This is a genomic window from Paraburkholderia phenazinium, assembly GCF_900100735.1.
GTDB lineage: Bacteria > Pseudomonadota > Gammaproteobacteria > Burkholderiales > Burkholderiaceae > Paraburkholderia > Paraburkholderia phenazinia.
Map to the genome: position 1 here is coordinate 19,980 of NZ_FNCJ01000011.1, position 16,201 is coordinate 36,180.

14 protein-coding genes are annotated in these 16,201 nt (G+C 63.0%); 7 read left to right on the plus strand and 7 right to left on the minus strand.

Going from position 1 to position 16,201, the window contains the following annotated elements:
* Positions 1-42: 42 nt before the first annotated feature.
* Both BLQ92_RS22900 and BLQ92_RS22905 read right to left on the minus strand, forming a co-directional pair.
* On the minus strand, positions 43-1,389 hold the full coding sequence (locus BLQ92_RS22900) for an ABC transporter ATP-binding protein (RefSeq protein WP_090686821.1): 1,347 nt from the start codon (positions 1,387-1,389) through the stop codon (positions 43-45).
* Positions 1,390-1,412: 23 nt separating this feature from the next.
* Positions 1,413-3,164, minus strand: a complete 1,752-nt coding sequence (locus tag BLQ92_RS22905; protein ID WP_090686822.1) for an ABC transporter permease — start codon at positions 3,162-3,164, stop codon at positions 1,413-1,415.
* Positions 3,165-3,714: 550 nt separating this feature from the next.
* Here BLQ92_RS22905 and BLQ92_RS22910 point away from each other — a divergent pair.
* Together BLQ92_RS22910 and BLQ92_RS22915 are read left to right on the plus strand one after the other, a co-directional pair.
* Positions 3,715-5,394 (plus strand): sensor domain-containing diguanylate cyclase, encoded by a 1,680-nt coding sequence (locus BLQ92_RS22910; protein ID WP_090686823.1) that lies wholly within the window; start codon positions 3,715-3,717, stop codon positions 5,392-5,394.
* 83 nt (positions 5,395-5,477) lie between these two features.
* Positions 5,478-5,744, plus strand: a complete 267-nt coding sequence (locus BLQ92_RS22915; protein WP_090686824.1) for a double-stranded DNA-specific endonuclease — start codon at positions 5,478-5,480, stop codon at positions 5,742-5,744.
* A 125-nt stretch (positions 5,745-5,869) separates the two neighbouring features.
* Here BLQ92_RS22915 and BLQ92_RS22920 read toward each other — a convergent pair whose 3' ends face one another.
* Together BLQ92_RS22920 and BLQ92_RS22925 are read right to left on the minus strand one after the other, a co-directional pair.
* Positions 5,870-7,186 (minus strand): ATP-binding protein, encoded by a 1,317-nt coding sequence (locus BLQ92_RS22920; protein WP_090686825.1) that lies wholly within the window; start codon positions 7,184-7,186, stop codon positions 5,870-5,872.
* Entirely contained in the window at positions 7,170-7,895 is a 726-nt protein-coding gene (locus tag BLQ92_RS22925; protein ID WP_090686826.1) for a response regulator, read from the minus strand. The genes BLQ92_RS22920 and BLQ92_RS22925 overlap by 17 nt, the downstream gene beginning before the upstream one ends.
* A 222-nt stretch (positions 7,896-8,117) precedes the next feature.
* On the opposite strand from BLQ92_RS22925, the gene BLQ92_RS22930 reads away from it, so the two are divergent.
* The gene (locus BLQ92_RS22930) at positions 8,118-8,642 is read left to right on the plus strand and encodes a Spy/CpxP family protein refolding chaperone (protein ID WP_090686827.1); all 525 of its coding nucleotides are present in this window, start codon (positions 8,118-8,120) and stop codon (positions 8,640-8,642) included.
* Positions 8,643-8,823: 181 nt separating this feature from the next.
* On the opposite strand, the gene BLQ92_RS22935 is transcribed toward BLQ92_RS22930, so the two are convergent.
* A complete protein-coding gene (locus BLQ92_RS22935) occupies positions 8,824-9,534 on the minus strand; it encodes a pirin family protein (protein WP_090686828.1) in 711 nt (236 codons plus the stop codon).
* Between the two features lie 353 nt (positions 9,535-9,887).
* Between BLQ92_RS22935 and BLQ92_RS22940 the strand changes: the two genes are divergently transcribed.
* The 4 genes from BLQ92_RS22940 (at position 9,888) to BLQ92_RS22955 (ending at position 13,812) form a co-directional block, all read left to right on the plus strand.
* Entirely contained in the window at positions 9,888-10,577 is a 690-nt protein-coding gene (locus BLQ92_RS22940) for an ABC transporter permease (protein WP_090686829.1), read from the plus strand.
* The gene (locus BLQ92_RS22945) at positions 10,574-11,287 is read left to right on the plus strand and encodes an ABC transporter permease (protein WP_090686830.1); all 714 of its coding nucleotides are present in this window, start codon (positions 10,574-10,576) and stop codon (positions 11,285-11,287) included. The genes BLQ92_RS22940 and BLQ92_RS22945 overlap by 4 nt, the downstream gene beginning before the upstream one ends.
* Before the next feature lie 20 nt (positions 11,288-11,307).
* Entirely contained in the window at positions 11,308-12,087 is a 780-nt protein-coding gene (locus tag BLQ92_RS22950; RefSeq protein ID WP_090686831.1) for an ABC transporter ATP-binding protein, read from the plus strand.
* A gap of 579 nt (positions 12,088-12,666) precedes the next feature.
* Positions 12,667-13,812, plus strand: a complete 1,146-nt coding sequence (locus tag BLQ92_RS22955; RefSeq protein WP_090686832.1) for a porin — start codon at positions 12,667-12,669, stop codon at positions 13,810-13,812.
* A 149-nt stretch (positions 13,813-13,961) separates the two neighbouring features.
* Here BLQ92_RS22955 and glnK read toward each other — a convergent pair whose 3' ends face one another.
* Positions 13,962-14,300, minus strand: a complete 339-nt coding sequence (gene glnK / locus BLQ92_RS22960) for a P-II family nitrogen regulator (RefSeq protein WP_007587958.1) — start codon at positions 14,298-14,300, stop codon at positions 13,962-13,964.
* 156 nt (positions 14,301-14,456) lie between these two features.
* The gene (locus tag BLQ92_RS22965) at positions 14,457-16,145 is read right to left on the minus strand and encodes an NAD+ synthase (RefSeq protein ID WP_090686833.1); all 1,689 of its coding nucleotides are present in this window, start codon (positions 16,143-16,145) and stop codon (positions 14,457-14,459) included.
* Positions 16,146-16,201: the final 56 nt, after the last annotated feature.

Consider the following 16,201-nt stretch of genomic DNA (forward strand, 5'->3'; position numbering starts at 1 on the left):
CCGCCCCTCTTCGACCACTACGTCAAGCTGCAACCGCGACGCTCAGGACTCGACGTCCTCGAGGCTGAAAATTTCCGTCTGGTCGTTGTACGAGAAGATCTCGCCGTAGCGGCCCCAGTTGATCACCGCGTCGAGCGTCTCTTCCGCGGCGCTGTCCGACAGAAAATCCTCCAGCTCCTGCTCGAAGCGCACGCGCGGCGCGCGATGCCCCGGGCGCTCGTTGAGCACCTTCTTGATTCGCGCGGCGAGCGGCACGTGGCGCAGCAGATGCTCGGCGAACATCATCTTGCGTTCCTGGGTGCCGAACTCCGAAAACACGCGAGCCGGCGGCGTCAGGAAAATATCGCCTTCACGCACGTCGGCAAAGCCCAGATACTGCAGCACTTCGGCAACCGGGAACAGATCGTCCACTTCGAGATGCAGAGAGCGGGCGATTTCCGGCATGTCGGCGCGGCCATGGTAAGGCGCAGCAGCCAGCGTTTCGATCAGACCGGCCATCAGGTTGGTCGAGACGTGCGGCAACCAGCTGCCCAGCTCCAGGCCCTTCTTGGTTGCTTCGTCGGTCTGACGCGCCGTCATCTTGGCGTAGATTTCGTCCACCAGACGGCGGAATGCCGGATCGAGACGGTTACGCGGATGATTGAACGGCACCTTGATCTCGGCGATCACGCGGCCCGGGTTCGACGACAGCACCAGGATCCGGTCGCACATGAACACGGCTTCTTCAATGTTGTGCGTGACGATCAGCACCGACTTGATCGGCATGCGGCCCTGCGTCCACAGATCCAGCAGGTCGGTACGCAGCGTTTCGGCGGTCAGCACGTCGAGCGCGGAGAACGGCTCGTCCATCAGGAGCAGGGTCGGGTCGACCACCAGCGCACGGGCAAAGCCCACGCGCTGACGCATGCCGCCCGAGAGTTCGCGCGGATAGGCGTTCTCAAACCCGTCCAGACCGATCAGGTCAATCGCCGCCAGCGCGCGTTCGCGGCGCTCGCGGGCACCCACGCCCTGGGCTTCGAGACCGGCTTCCACGTTCTGCAGAACGGTCAGCCACGGAAACAGCGCGAAGGTCTGGAACACCATCGCCACACCCTTGGCGGGACCGTCGAGCGGCTTGCCGAGGTACGAGACCTCGCCGCCGGTCGGTTCGATCAGGCCGGCGATGATACGCAGCAGCGTCGACTTGCCCGAGCCAGAACGGCCCAGCATGCCGACAATCTCGCCTTCACGCAGCGACAGGTTCACGTCGTCCAGCACCAGCAGCTCGCCCTGATTCTTGTTGAAGCCTCTGGACACGTCCTTGACGGCCAGAATCTCTTCACCCAGGCGCGGCGGCGTCGTCGGGGTCTGGACCGGCGCAGCGGTTACGGCAGCTTTAGGATTTTGCATCGCGGTTTGCCTTTAAATTCCTGTCAATCGAGCCGAAGCTTGGATTCGGCATAGGCGTACATCGGACGCCACAGCAGGCGGTTAAACAAAGTCACAAACAGGGACATCACGGCAATGCCGAGAATGATCTTCGGGAAGTCGCCCGCGGCGGTGGTCTGAGCGATATACGCACCCAGGCCATGAGCCTGAACCTTGGTATCGCCCCACTGCACGAACTCGGCCACGATGCTCGCGTTCCACGCGCCGCCCGAGGCGGTAATCGCGCCCGTCACGTAGTACGGGAAAATGCCCGGCAGCATCGCCTTGCGCCACCACTGCCAGCCGCGGATGCCGAAGTTGGTGGCCGCTTCGCGGTAGTCGTTCGGATAGGAACTGGCACCCGCAATCACATTGAAGAGGATATACCACTGGGTGCCGAGCACGATCAGCGGCGACAGCCAGATATCCGGATTCAGATGAAAGCGCACGATGACGATCACGAATACCGGGAACAGCAGGTTGGCCGGGAACGCCGCCAGGAACTGCGCAAGCGGCTGGATCTTCTCGGCGAGCGCCGGACGCAGCCCGATCAGCACGCCGATCGGCACCCAGATCACCGAGGAGATGGCGATCAGCAGCGCCACGCGCAGCAGCGTGATCAGGCCGAGCACCAACACGTGGCCCACTTCGTCGAGCGTCACACCCGTACGCACATAGGCCACCACACGATAGACGACATACACCGTGAGGAGAATCACGAGGATCCCCCAGACGATGTCGCCGACGCGCGACGATTTCTGGCGCTGCGGCATCGGGAAGCTGACGCGGGCGAACGACGGCAGGCGCATCGGCACCCGTGCGGCGTTGGCGAAGATCCAGCCCATCGGCACCAGCAGGCGGTGAATCAGGCGGGTGCGGCGCACCAGGTCGAGCAGCCACGATTCCGGCGCGTTGCCCGAGCTGGTGGTTTCCATGCGGAACTTGTCGGCCCACGCCACCAGCGGACGGAACAGAAACTGGTCATAAGCCAGAATCACGACTGTCATCGTCAGGATCACCCAACCCACCGCGTGCAGGTTCTTGTCCGAGATGGCCTGGGCCAGATACGCGCCGATCCCCGGCAGCGTGATCGTGTTGTTGCCCACCGTGATCGCTTCGGAGGCCACCACGAAGAACCAGCCGCCCGACATCGACATCATCATGTTCCAGATGAGGCCTGGCATCGAGAACGGCACTTCGAGCTTCCAGAAACGCTGCCAGCCGGTCAGGTGAAAGCCGCGCGAGACTTCGTCCAGGTCGCGCGGCACCGTGCGCAGCGACTGGTAGAAGCTGAACGTCATGTTCCAGGCCTGGCTCGTGAAGATCGCGAAGATCGCTGCGAGCTCCGCGCCCAGCACCCGGCCCGGGAACAGCGCGAGGAAGAACGTGACCGTAAACGAAATGTAGCCGAGCACCGGCACCGATTGCAGGATGTCCAGGATCGGCACCAGCACCAGACCCGCGCGGCGGCTCTTGGCGGCGAGCGTGCCGTAGATCAGTGTGAACGCCAGCGAGGCGACCATCGCCGCCAGCATGCGCAGCGTGGTGCGCAGCGCGTATTCGGGCAGGCTCGACGGGTCGAGCGAGATCACCTGGGTCTTGAGCGTCGACATCGGCGCGAGCGTCTGGTGAAAGCCGATCGCTGTGAAAGCGATCACGCAGATGATCAGCGGGAAGGCGACGAAGTCCCAGCCGTTCGGCAGCAACCGCCAGGCGGAAGCATTGGCGGTGCGTTTCAGATCGAAGCTGAAGTCCATCAGGCACCCTTCCTGGTTGGGTAGGCTACGTTAAGAAAGCGGAAATCAGGCATGGCAACAAACATAGGCGCGTTAGTCGATAGCGTCGGAGAGAGATTGACCAGCGGCAACCGGGCCGCGGGCGAACCACCCCCGACCTGCAGCGCCGCTCCGGCCGCCGGTCACGGCGGACGCCGTCATGGGCGGTTGGCGAGCTTTCCTTGTTTTGGACGGCACGACACTACTACAACCTGTGTTTCAGGCACAACCTTTCGGACCAAATGAGTCGACCATAGGGCTGGAAAACCCGCAATCCCATTCAGAAAGCGCCCGCGCTAGCCGTTAATAGCCTGTTGACGCGCCCACATTCCGCAATAACGGATGGCGCTGCGCCATCTGGCGGTTAAAATCGAGACAGGGCGGACGGCTACTGCCGGCCGGGCGTGGATGATCTGAATCCAGCCCGTCTCTGAAGGCCGCGGAACACTCGCCGCCCAAGCAACGACCCAGCGCCGGCGCGCTGCAACGATTGACCTGGTTGCATATAAAAGTCAGACGGATCTGAGAGTCGATGAACAGGAAATCCTTGCGCCAGGCATCCGGACCGCTCAGCTTAGTGCTGGTCGTGCTCCTGTGCTGGCTCGCGTCCGGCATCATCGCGGACCGGATGGTTCAGCAAGAGCTCGATGCCGCGCTGCGCACGCAACGGCAAATGTCCGCCTCGATCGTCGACAATATGGCGGAGGTAATTGCCAGCGACCTCTCCATGTCCCGCGCCATTCCCGCGACGATGGCAGAAATGGACGTCGTCCAGCGCGCCCTCGCTCAATCGCAAAACTACGCGGCGAACGGCGCCATGCCACCGCCCATGCTGCGCGCCATCTTGCTCAAGGCGCCGCAACTGACCGCCGTCAGCAACTTCCTGCATGACGCCCAAGGCTTCTCCGGACTCGACTCGATCTGGCTCGTCAACGCCAACGGCCTGTGTATCGCCTCCAGCAACGCACAGTCGCGCAACTTCGTCGGCATCGACATGCGCTCGCGCAACTATTTGACCAACGCCCTGCTGGGCGCCTTCGGCGAGGCTTACGGTGTAGGCCGGGCGAGCGGCGAGCCGGGCATCTTCATTGCCGCGCCGGTGTACGACGAAGGCGGCGTGCTGGTCGGCGCGGTGGTCGCCAAGGTCGGCATCGGGCGCTTGCGCCACTGGGTCGCCCACGCGGGCACCTTCGTCGCCGACGAAAACGGCGTCATCATCATGGCGCACAACAGCGCGCTCGAAGGACATGCGCTGGCCGATGGACACGTCCGCAAGATGAGCGCGGATGAGCGCCGCAATACCTACCGCCGGCTCGATTTCCCGAATGTGCAGATCGAAGCGGACATGCAGCGGCTACGCGAACAGGCACCGTGGGTGCCTACCGACATTGCGGCGCAACTCTTCGGCGTGGCGGAACGGCCCGAACCTGCCCTCTACGAATCGCGCGACGGCCTCAACTCGGGCCTGTCCGCGCATCTGGTGGATCCGCTTGCCGCGTGGCCGGAGCTGCTGCGCAACCATAAACGCGACCGCCTGCTGGTGTTTCTGACGCTGGCGGGCACCGCGGCACTCGCGTGGGTGATCACCGTTTCCTATGTGCGCGAGCGCCGCCATCACCGCGCCACGCGCGATCTCGCCGAGCAGTTGCAATCGGCCAATACGCTGCTGTCCGCCGAGGCCCGTCACGATTCGCTGACCGGCGCCTTGTCGCGGCGCTACTTCCTCGACCTGTTGCGTCACGAGATCGAACGGGCCCGTGCGAGCGGCGAGCCGCTGTGCATGGCGATTGCCGACCTCGACCACTTCAAGCAGATCAACGACTGCTTCGGCCACGCTGCCGGCGACCGCGCACTCGAACATTTTGTCGATACCTGCCGGGCCGAACTGCGCGGCAGCGACTCGATCGGCAGACTGGGCGGCGAGGAGTTCGGCATCCTGTTGCCAGCCACCGCGCTCGAGGGGGGACGCGAGGTGGTCGAACGGCTGCGCACCCGGCTCAAGGCCAGGCCATCGACCAAGCTGCCCGCGTCGGCTAGCCTGAGCGTGTCGATCGGCATCACCGAACTCTCGGCGGAGGACCTGCCCGAGCGGATCATGAGCCGCGCCGACCTCGCGCTGTACGCCGCCAAGTCGGGCGGCCGCGACCGCACCGAGGCGCTGCCGCCGGACGACACCGCACCGCCGGCGCGCACCGTCGCGACGACATGGTAAGAGCGTGCTGAGGACACGCGGCCAAGCAGGTATCATCAACCTTCATACGAAGCTTGTCGCCACTGCTCTATCGGGAGATTTGCATGAAGGGAAATCTGGTCATCGTTTGCCGCGATCAGGATGCTGACGCGTTCGACCATCTGCTTGCCGAATACGGCGCCTTTCAGACGCGTTTATCGTCGACGGCGTGGTATCTGAAGCTGGAAGTGGCGCCGGAGCTGATTCAGGAAGAGATTCTCGCGCGCCTTGGGAAGTACACGACGCACTATATCTTCGAGGCAGAAACCGTGACGTGGAATACGGTGGACAGCGAGGCGGCCGGTGCGTTGAATACGCTGTTTGCGGAGTAATTGAAATCAGTGAAGTAAGCGCGGTCGCTGCGGGGGCGCCTCACGGGCGCCATTCCCCTGCACCGCGCGCCACCCACTCGCAGTCCTTACCTGCGTCATTTGCCTGCGTCATTTGCCCGCGTGACTTACCAAACGCTCTCCGAGATCGAGGTCACGCGCGGCACCACCTCGAACGGAAACGTCATCAGCACCCGCAAGCCGCGGCCGCCGTAATTGCCTAATTCCCACTCGCCACCGGCACGCCGCACCAGCCGCTCGACGATGGCGAGCCCCAGCCCGCTATGGCCGTTGCCGCCGCGAGCCGGGTCGAGCCGCACGAACGGCCGGCTCGCATTGATCAGATCCTGGGCGGCGATGCCGCTGCCGTTGTCCTGCACGGACAGGGTGAAACCTGTCGAAGTGCGCGCCGTCGCGACGACAACAGGCGGGGCGCCATAGGCGTGGGCGTTATCGAGCAGGTTCGAGAGAATCCGGTCGAGCGTGGCGGCCGGCAGCAGGAAGTCCGGCCCCGCCTTCAGGTCGGTCAGCACGCTCGACGAGCCGGCTGCGACCGCCCGGTAGCTGCGCACTACGCGCTCGCATTGGGCATCCACTTCGACGGGTTCGCTGCGGTCGGCGCCGTCATGTGCGAACACCAGAAACTGTTCGACGATATGCGTCATCGAGTCCACGTCGCGCACCACGCCGTCGCGCACCTTGGCCTCGTCCATCATTTCCGCACGCAGCCGCAGCCGCGCGAGCGGCGTCTTCAGATCGTGCGCGACACCCGCGAGCATCACCGCGCGGTCGTTCTCCGTGCGCGCCACTTCCTGGACCATCTGATTGAAGCCGTGGGTCAGCTGGCGCAATTCGCGCGGCCCGCGCTCGGGCACCGGCGGCACCGGCAAACCGCGGCCGAAACGCGCCACCGCGCCGGCCAGCGAGCGCAACGGCTGCTGCAACTGCCAGGCGGCGAAGAGCGCGGCCATCACCGCAAACGTGAAGATGATGGTGAGCCACAGCACCATCCGGTCGACCGAACGCGGCGGCCGCAGCGGCTGCACCGGCACGACAATCCAGTTGCGGTCGGTCGGCTGGCGCACCCACAACACCGGCGGCTTGCCCGGTTCGCCGATGCGCACCTGAGTGCCCGGCGGCATGCGGTCGCGCACGTCGTCGAGGAAGCGGCTCATTGCCGTATTCGTATCGGTCTGCTCCGGCGGCACGTCTTTCGCGGCCGGATCGACCAGACGCACGCGCGACGGCAGGGGCTGGTCCGGCGTATGGGCGACGTGCTGACGCACCGCGTCGACGAGGAAGGTGGCCTCTTCTACGGCATAGCGGTTCTGGAACTGGTTGCGCTCGAGGCGAAACAGCGCATACCCCGCGAAATGCGACAGCATCAGGACCCCGACGACCAGCAACGCCAGCCGTCCGAACAGCGAATCAATGGGCCGGCGCATGCTGTTCGCCATCGGGCACGAACACGTAGCCGCGACCGCGCACGGTCTGAATGAAGCGCGGAGTGGACGGATCGGTTTCGAGAATGCGGCGCAGACGCCAGACCTGCACGTCGATACCGCGGTCGGTGCCGTCGTATTCCGGACCGTGCAGCAGTTCGAGCAGGCGCTCGCGCGTCAGCGTACGCATGGGGTGGTTGACAAAAATCTTCAGTAGCGCGAACTCGCTGCCCGACAAGGTCAGCGGTTTGTCTTCCAGATTCAGCGTGCGCGACTGGAAATCCAGTGTGAAGCGGCCGAACGTGAACGGCTCGCGCTGCTCCGGCGCAGCCGCCGAGGGCAGCGTGCGGCGGCGGCGCAGCACCGCTTGCACGCGCGCCAGCAGTTCGCGCGGATTGAACGGCTTGCCGAGGTAGTCGTCTGCGCCCAGTTCGAGACCGACGATGCGGTCCACGTCGTCGGCACGCGCCGTCAGCATGATCACCGGGATGTCGTCACCCGCGGCGCGCAGCTTGCGCAGCGCGGTCAGGCCGTCGACGCCCGGCATCATCAGGTCGAGCACGATCAGATCCGGGCGCTCGCGCTCGAGCCGCCGCTCGAGCGAGCCGGCGTCGTGCAGCACCGAAACCTCGATGCCCTGACGGGCCAGATAGTCGCGCAGCAGATCGCGGAGTTCGACGTCGTCGTCGACGACAAGTATTTGAGTAGCCATGGGATGAAGTTTAACGCGCAGCAGATGGGGTTTCCGGGCCGGCCACCCCGCAAAGGGTTACCGGGTGTTACGACGAAAGGCGCACGTAATGTCGCGTAATAGCGACACGCTCTCAGGTAACACAGCGCCGCTCGCGGGTCTTTACGCTGTGTCTTACCGAATGCATCCCGTCCTGTGTTGCCGTGTTTGCATCGTCGGCTATTCCATTACAAGGAGCCAATCATGTCCACAAAAATGTCACGCTTCGTCGCCGTCGCCGCTGCATCGCTCGCAATCGGCCTTGGCGCTTACGCCGCTCAACCCAATGGTCAGGGAGGCCCCGGGGGCTGGCACCACGGCCACTTCATGCAGGAAATGAATCAGCTGCACACCCAGTTGAAGCTGAGCCCGGACCAGGAAAAACAGTGGCAAGCCGCGCTCGACACGATGAAACAGAATCGTGAGGCCGAACGTGCCGCCCACAAGCAGATGCACGACCAGATGAAGTCGATGCAACAGCAACCCATTCTCGACCTGAACGCGCTGCATGACATGCACGAGAAGGCCGAAGCGCAGAACCATCAACTGCGCGAACAGACTGCGGCCGCCTGGCTCAACTTCTACAACGGCCTGAACGACCAGCAGAAGACCATCGTCAGCACGTCCCTCAAGCAGCATTGGGCGAAGATGGAAGAGCGTCATGAAAAGATGCGCCAGCACTGGGAGCATGGCAAGGGCGCGGCATCGGCTCCGGCGGCAAACCAGTAAGCAGTAGCCGTTAGCGAACTGGCCGGCGGGCTCCGCCCGCCAGGCACTCGTTGAGCACCAAAGAAAAACGCCACGGAAGCGAATTCCGTGGCGTTTTCGTTTCTGCGTCGCGCTAACGAGGGTGTAGCGGCTTGCCCTGCTCGCCTTACCCTCGGCTGCGAGACCTCAGCGACTGACCCAATCAGCCGTTCAGAGCGCCGAGATCGAATACCAGCACCTCAGCGTCGCGCCCCTGCTCCAGCTTGACTGTAGCGGCATCGGCGAGCATCGCAGCATCGCCCGCCTGCAGCGCTTCGCCGTTGACCGTCAGCGCCCCGCGCGCCACGTGCACATAGGCGCGCCGGCCCGCCGCCAGCGGCAACGCAGCCTGTTCGGCGCCGTCGAGCAGAGCGGCGTAGATCGACGCGTCCGCGTGAATCGTCACCGAACCGTCGCGCCCGTCCGGCGACGCGACGATGCGCAGACGGCCGCGCTTGTCGGCAGCATCGAAGCGCTTTTCCTCGTAGCCGGGCGGATCGCCCGCGCGCCTCGGCAACACCCAGATCTGCAGCAGATGCACCGGTTCGTCGGGCGACGCGTTGAACTCGCTGTGCATCACGCCGGTGCCGGCGCTCATCCGCTGCACGTCGCCGTGGCGGATGGTCGAGCCGTTGCCCATGCTGTCGCGGTGGGCGAGCGCGCCGTCCAGCACGTAGGTGACGATCTCCATATCGCGGTGCCCATGGGTGCCGAAACCCTGCCCGCCCGCAATGCGGTCTTCGTTGATCACGCGCAGCGGTCCGAAGTGCATGTGCTGCGGATCGTAGTAATCGGCAAACGAGAAGCTGTGCCAGGAGTCGAGCCAGCCGTGGTTGGCATGGCCTCGTTCGGCGGAGCGGCGGATCTCGATCATAGGGTTCTCCCGGTCAATGCGTTGCGATGCACCGAATGTAGGGGCGCACGGCATCCGGCACAACCCGCACGGGCGCACCGGATCGTTCCATAAATGCAGGCAATCGCGCTCGCGTTAAGGGGTACCAGGCCGGCAGACTCGCACGACTCGCCCGTTCGGGTAAAATACCGCCCTTTTCGGGCAGACTCGGCCGCGTGGCCCACCAAAACGGATCCGGCACGAGAATTTTGACCGCCTAGAATAGCGACGGCCTGCCGCCCGCTGCACAACAGTCGGAATCCAGACACCACGCGGTGCAAACAAGCCGCGTCTTTCGCGGTGCGCACCTCACGCATCGTCAAGGACCCTCATATATGTTTCTTCAAGGCTACGGCCCGTTGCTTCTTAACGGCACCTGGCAGACCGTCAAACTGGCGGTACTGTCGCTTGCCTTCGCTTTCGTGCTGGGCCTGCTCGGCGCGGCAGCCAAACTGTCGAAGAACCGCTTCTCATACAGTGTGGGCACGGTCTACACGACCCTTGTGCGCGGCGTACCCGACCTCGTGCTGATGCTGCTGCTGTTCTACAGCCTGCAGATCTGGCTGAACAACCTGACCGACCTGCTCGGCTGGGACCAGATCGACATCGACCCGTTCGTGGCCGGCGTCGCGGTACTCGGCTTCATCTACGGCGCGTACTTCACCGAAACCTTCCGCGGCGCCTTCCTCGCCGTGCCGCGCGGCCAGCTCGAAGCGGGCGCCGCCTACGGCATGACCGGCTGGCAGGTGTTTTCCCGCATCATGTTCCCGCAGATGATGCGCTTTGCACTGCCGGGCATCGGCAATAACTGGCAGGTGATGGTGAAAGCCACCGCGCTGGTGTCGATCATCGGCCTCGCCGATGTCGTGAAGGCCTCGCAGGACGCCGGCAAAGGCACGCTGCGGTTCTTCTTCTTCACCCTGCTTGCCGGGGCCATCTACCTCGTCATCACCACGGTTTCGAACTTCGTGCTGATGTACCTCGAAAAACGCTACTCGACCGGCGTACGAAAGGCGGATCTATGATCGAGATCATTCAGGAATACTGGCGCAACTACCTCTACAGCGACGGCTACCGCTTCACCGGCGTCGTGATCACCTTGTGGCTGCTGGTGGTGTCGATCGGCCTCGGCTTCTGCCTGTCGATTCCACTATCGGTCGCGCGAGTCTCGAAGAAGAAATGGCTCTCGGGTCTGGTGTGGCTGTATACGTACATCTTTCGCGGCACGCCCTTGTATGTGCAGTTGTTGCTCTGCTACACCGGCCTTTACAGCCTCGAAGTGATCCGCAATCACGAACTGACCAACGCCTTCTTCCGCGACGGCATGCATTGCACGCTGCTCGCCTTCACGCTGAACACCTGCGCGTACACCACGGAGATCTTCGCCGGCGCCATCAAGGCCACGCCCTACGGCGAGATCGAAGCCGCGCGCGCCTACGGCATGTCGCAGTTCACGCTGTACCGGCGCGTCATCCTGCCGTCGGCGCTGCGCCGCGCGCTGCCGTACTACAGCAACGAAGTGATCCTGATGCTGCACGCCACCACGGTCGCCTTCACCGCCACCGTGCCGGACATCCTGAAGATCGCCCGTGACGTGAACTCGGCGACCTATCAGTCGTTCAATGCATTCGGCCTCGCCGCCCTGCTCTACCTGGCAATCTCTTTCACGCTCGTGTGGCTGTTCCGCCGCGCCGAGCGCCGCTGGCTCGCCTATTTGCGGCCGCAAGGCAAATAAGCCGTCAAGGATCTCAATTCATGAACACCAGGAAGCAAAAGCTTTTCGTCGACGAGCTGCACAAACAATACGGCGACAACGAAGTTCTCAAGGGCGTCTCGCTGCGCGCGAACGCCGGTGACGTAATCAGCGTGATCGGCTCGTCCGGTTCGGGCAAGAGCACGATGCTGCGCTGCATTAACTTTCTCGAACAACCGAACGCCGGACGCATCTTCGTCGACGGCGAAGAAGTGCGCACGCAGAAGGCCAAGACCGGTGCGCTGAAGGTCTCCGATCCGAAGCAGCTGCAGCGGGTGCGCACCAAGCTGTCGATGGTGTTCCAGCACTTCAACCTGTGGGCGCATATGAACGTGCTCGAGAACATCATCGAGGCGCCGGTGCACGTGCTCGGCCTGCCGCGCCGCGAGGCGGAAGAGCGCGCCCGTCAGTACCTGGAGAAGGTCGGCCTCGCACCGCGAGTGGAAAAGCAGTATCCCTCGCACCTCTCGGGCGGCCAGCAGCAACGCGTGGCGATTGCCCGCGCGCTAGCCATGCACCCCGACGTGATGCTGTTCGACGAGCCGACCTCGGCGCTCGACCCCGAACTGGTAGGCGAAGTGCTGAAGGTGATGCAGACGCTCGCCGAGGAAGGCCGCACCATGATCGTGGTCACCCACGAGATGGCGTTCGCCCGCAACGTGTCGAACCATGTGATGTTCCTGCACCAGGGCCGTGTCGAAGAAGAGGGCCATCCGGACGAAGTATTCAAGAACACCAAGAGCGAACGGCTCAAGCAATTCCTCTCCGGCAGCCTCAAATAACGTTGAGATAACATTTAGGATACCGGCTGTAGTTGAAGTAGCATTACAAGGCGCTTACAAAAAGCGCCTTTTTCATTTCCGCATCGCATTTGGCGGCGTCAAACGTCCCAAATATCGCTCTCGCATCCCGCTTTTTGCCCTACTCCCACCGTTTTGCATCGTCAATAGTGGCAATCCTTAAGGTTGCCTTCGCCGATCCGTGATTCCCTTGTCACATAAGGGTTTCATCGTGTTTTATGGACATGGGGTCAAGATGTTGAGCACACCACTATTGCAATTTGGAGACACCTGCGCGACCCAAGACCAATTTCTTCTCCCAGCCCTGGGTATTTTTGATAAATTAGTAACCAAAGTACCAAAACAAAGTTGATTAAAAGTAGTTTCACTTCAAAAACGCAGAGGAGATCCGGTCGACGAGGGATCGGCATGACGCAAAGATAGCCCCAGGCTGCATCGTCATGACAACACACCCGATCGACCCCAACCGTCTCCCTGGTACGGATTTCTGTTCGGCGCCGCTGGCGTCCGGACACCATTCGCAGTACTGGGTTTTTCTTTTGACAGGGTATGGAGGAGAAGATGAAGAAAGCATTACTCGCCGCGGCGCTGATGTCGGCCGGTGTAGTTGCGCACGCACAAAGCAGCGTGACGCTGTACGGTCGTCTGGATGCGGGTGTCGAATACATCAGCGGCCTTCCGAATGCCAACTACACGGGCTCCACCTCGCGCTTCCGCGTTGAGAGCGGCGACTGGGGCACGAGCCTGTGGGGTATGAAGGGCGTTGAAGATATCGGTGGCGGCAACAAGGTGCTGTTCCAGTTGGAAGGCTCGTTCAGCACGGTGAACGGCACGGGCCCGGGCAACAACGGACTCTTCAATCGCTGGGCAACGGTCGGTATGTCGAACGACCAGTTCGGTACCCTGCTCCTCGGTCGCGAACTGTTCATCTCGAACGGCGTGTGGGACTTCGACCCGTTCGGTCAGTCGAACTGGTCGTCGGCATCGCTGGTCCGTGGCCGCAACTGGCCGCAGTCGAGTAACAACATTTCGTACCAGTCGCCGAAGTTCTACGGCTTTGACGTGTACGGCCAGTACGCCTTCTCGAACTCGACGGCCTTCAACGGCGGCAACGGTTCGGCGCAAGGTCGTGAAGACGGCGTGCAGTTGACCTACACGAACTCGCTGTTCCAGGTGCGTGGCCTGTACGACGAAATCCGCAACAACATCAACGGTAGCCTCGGCGATCCGACCGCGGGTGCCCCGAACGGTCCGTTCAACTACGGCCGCGAGTACTTCGCCGGCATCAACGTGTTCCTCGGCCAGTTCAAGATTCAGGCCGTGTACCAGGGCGCACGTACTTCGGGTGAAACCGGTGTACCTATCGGCACGCCTACGACGACCGACCAGGAATGGGGTGGCGTGACGTGGCAGGCAACGCCGGCCGCAGCACTGATCGCAGCCGTGTATCACGTCAACGCGAACAACGGTGCAGGCAACGCGAACATCTACACGATTGGTGGTTCGTACAACCTGTCCAAGCGTACGTTGCTCGACATCCAGATCGCTACCGTGCGTAACAGCAAGACGGCTAACTTCGGTCTCGATGCCAACAGCGCTGGCGCTGGCGGCAACAGCGGTTCGGGCAGCTCGGTTACGTACAACGAGAACCCGATTGCTGGCCACAGCCAAACCGGTGTATATGCAGGTATCCAACACTCGTTCTAAGCGAACGGTGTAGGCAAGAGAACTCCAGAATCATTTTCACGCTGCTGCGAGAGGCGCGTATCGGTGCGATGTCCGCAAGGGTATCGCACCGTTTTTTATTGGCGTAAGCGGATCTGCGTCCGCCGCACGCGTTGCTCGTTGGTGCCGCCTTAGACCGCCGCTTCGTTTTCCTCGCCGGTACGAATGCGGATCACCCGCTCCACATCCGCCACGAAGATCTTGCCGTCGCCGATCTTGCCAGTGCGCGCCGCGCCGATGATCGCGTCGATGACCTGATCGCACTGATCGTTCGCCACCACCACTTCGATCTTCACTTTCGGCAGGAAGTCGACCACGTATTCGGCGCCACGATACAGCTCCGTGTGACCCTTCTGGCGCCCAAAGCCTTTGACTTCGGTAACGGTCAAGCCTGTCAGGCCGACCTCTGCGAGCGCTTCGCGGACTTCGTCGAGCTTGAACGGTTTAATGACTGCAGTGATGCGCTTCATGGCGGACCTCGTCTCTTGATCGGATAGTTCGGAAATAGCGAAAGCAAATAGATAGCTTTGATTCTACGCTGCGCCGGATGCGTTGCGGATATTCCGGCGCGCGCCTGATTCGGACTGCGTTGCGGGCCGCGCTTTTTGCTGCGCGGCCAGCGGCATTCATTCAACCGGCTCGGTATAGCGCGACGTAATCGGATAGCGCCAGTCGCGGCCAAATGCGCGGTGCGTCACGCGAATGCCGATCGGCGCCTGGCGGCGCTTGTACTCGTTGATCTTGATGAGCCGCGTCACGCGCTTGACGTCATCCACCGCATAGCCCGCCGCGATGATTTCGGCGAGCGAGCGGTCTTCTTCCATGTACATGCGCATGATGGCGTCGAGCACTTCATACGGCGGCAGACTGTCCTGGTCGGTCTGGTTCTCGCGCAGCTCGGCCGACGGCGCGCGGGTCAGAATCCGCTCCGGGATGATGTCCTGCTTAGGGAACGTGGTGGCCGCGTTGCGGTAGTGGCACAGACGGTAGACCAGCGTCTTGGCGATGTCCTTGATCACGGCGAAGCCGCCCGCCATGTCGCCATATAGCGTGCAATAGCCGACCGCCATCTCGCTCTTGTTGCCGGTGGTCAGCACGATCGAGCCGAACTTGTTGGACAGCGCCATCAGCAGCGTGCCGCGAATCCGTGCCTGGATATTTTCTTCCGTGGCGTCTTCCGCGCGGCCGGCAAATTCATCGGCAAGCGAGCTGCGGAATGCGTCGAACATTGGCGCAATCGCAATCTCGTCGTAGCGCACACCAACCCGGCGCGCCATCTCGGCGGCGTCGGTAGTCGAAATATCCGCCGTGTAGCGCGACGGCATCATTACAGCGCGCACCCGTTCGGCGCCGAGCGCGTCGCAGGCAACGGCCAGCACCAGCGCCGAATCCACGCCGCCCGACAGGCCGATCAACGCACCCGGGAAACCGTTCTTGTTGATGTAGTCGCGCACGCCCATCACCAGCGCCGCATAGACCTGCGCCTCCAGCGACAGCTCCGGCGCCACCGTGGTGGGCACCGGGCGCGCGCCGTCAAATTCGACGATGGCGTGTCCTTCCTCGAACTGCGGCATCTTCGCGACCATCTCGCCTTGGCTGTCGAGCACGAACGAGCCGCCGTCGAACACCAGTTCGTCCTGCGCACCGACCATGTTCACATAGACCATCGGCAGGCCGGTCTCGCGAATCCGCGCCCGCAGGATGTCCACCCGCACCGCTTCCTTGTTCAGGTGATAGGGCGAGCCGTTCGGAATCAGCAGCACCTGGGCGCCGGCCGCCTTGGCTTGCTGGGCCGCCGGCGCATGCCAGACGTCCTCGCAGATCACCACGCCGTACTTCACACCGTCGAGTTCGAAGACGAACGGCTTCGGGTCCGAGGCGAAGTAGCGCTTCTCGTCGAACACTTCGCTGTTGGGCAGATCCTGCTTCAGGTAGGTGCCGGTCACCTTGCCGTCGACGATCAGCGACGCGGCGTTGAAGGTATCGACTGGCGGCACGCCGCGCTCGATTGGCGCGTTTGCTTTACCATGGCCGTGCGCGGCGTCGCGGTGCGGGTGACCGACCACCACGTGCAGGCCGGCGAACGGCTTCAATTGTTCGGCGAGATCGGCGAGCGCGGCGGCACTGGCAGCATAGAAGGCTGGGCGCAGCAGCAGGTCTTCAGGCGGGTAGCCGGACAGCGCGAGTTCGGGCGCGACGAGCAGCTTCGCACCATCGTTGTGCGCAGCGCGCGCCGCGGCGACGATCTTCGCGACGTTGCCGGCAAAGTCGCCGACAGTGACATTCAGTTGAGCAAGAGCGATTCGGGTCTTCATGGCAGGATCGGGGGCAAGCCGCGCGGCTTGCCGGTTACGCCGGCCAGGTGGCGCGA

What these genes read in the sequence shown, in the direction of transcription:
- BLQ92_RS22900 (WP_090686821.1), bottom strand. Translation starts at nt 1,389, where the DNA reads ATGCAAAATCCTAAAGCTGCCGTAACCGCTGCGCCGGTCCAGACCCCG.
- BLQ92_RS22905 (WP_090686822.1), bottom strand. Translation starts at nt 3,164, where the DNA reads ATGGACTTCAGCTTCGATCTGAAACGCACCGCCAATGCTTCCGCCTGG.
- BLQ92_RS22910 (WP_090686823.1), top strand. Translation starts at nt 3,715, where the DNA reads ATGAACAGGAAATCCTTGCGCCAGGCATCCGGACCGCTCAGCTTAGTG.
- BLQ92_RS22915 (WP_090686824.1), top strand. Translation starts at nt 5,478, where the DNA reads ATGAAGGGAAATCTGGTCATCGTTTGCCGCGATCAGGATGCTGACGCG.
- BLQ92_RS22920 (WP_090686825.1), bottom strand. Translation starts at nt 7,186, where the DNA reads ATGCGCCGGCCCATTGATTCGCTGTTCGGACGGCTGGCGTTGCTGGTC.
- BLQ92_RS22925 (WP_090686826.1), bottom strand. Translation starts at nt 7,895, where the DNA reads ATGGCTACTCAAATACTTGTCGTCGACGACGACGTCGAACTCCGCGAT.
- BLQ92_RS22930 (WP_090686827.1), top strand. Translation starts at nt 8,118, where the DNA reads ATGTCCACAAAAATGTCACGCTTCGTCGCCGTCGCCGCTGCATCGCTC.
- BLQ92_RS22935 (WP_090686828.1), bottom strand. Translation starts at nt 9,534, where the DNA reads ATGATCGAGATCCGCCGCTCCGCCGAACGAGGCCATGCCAACCACGGC.
- BLQ92_RS22940 (WP_090686829.1), top strand. Translation starts at nt 9,888, where the DNA reads ATGTTTCTTCAAGGCTACGGCCCGTTGCTTCTTAACGGCACCTGGCAG.
- BLQ92_RS22945 (WP_090686830.1), top strand. Translation starts at nt 10,574, where the DNA reads ATGATCGAGATCATTCAGGAATACTGGCGCAACTACCTCTACAGCGAC.
- BLQ92_RS22950 (WP_090686831.1), top strand. Translation starts at nt 11,308, where the DNA reads ATGAACACCAGGAAGCAAAAGCTTTTCGTCGACGAGCTGCACAAACAA.
- BLQ92_RS22955 (WP_090686832.1), top strand. Translation starts at nt 12,667, where the DNA reads ATGAAGAAAGCATTACTCGCCGCGGCGCTGATGTCGGCCGGTGTAGTT.
- glnK (WP_007587958.1), bottom strand. Translation starts at nt 14,300, where the DNA reads ATGAAGCGCATCACTGCAGTCATTAAACCGTTCAAGCTCGACGAAGTC.
- BLQ92_RS22965 (WP_090686833.1), bottom strand. Translation starts at nt 16,145, where the DNA reads ATGAAGACCCGAATCGCTCTTGCTCAACTGAATGTCACTGTCGGCGAC.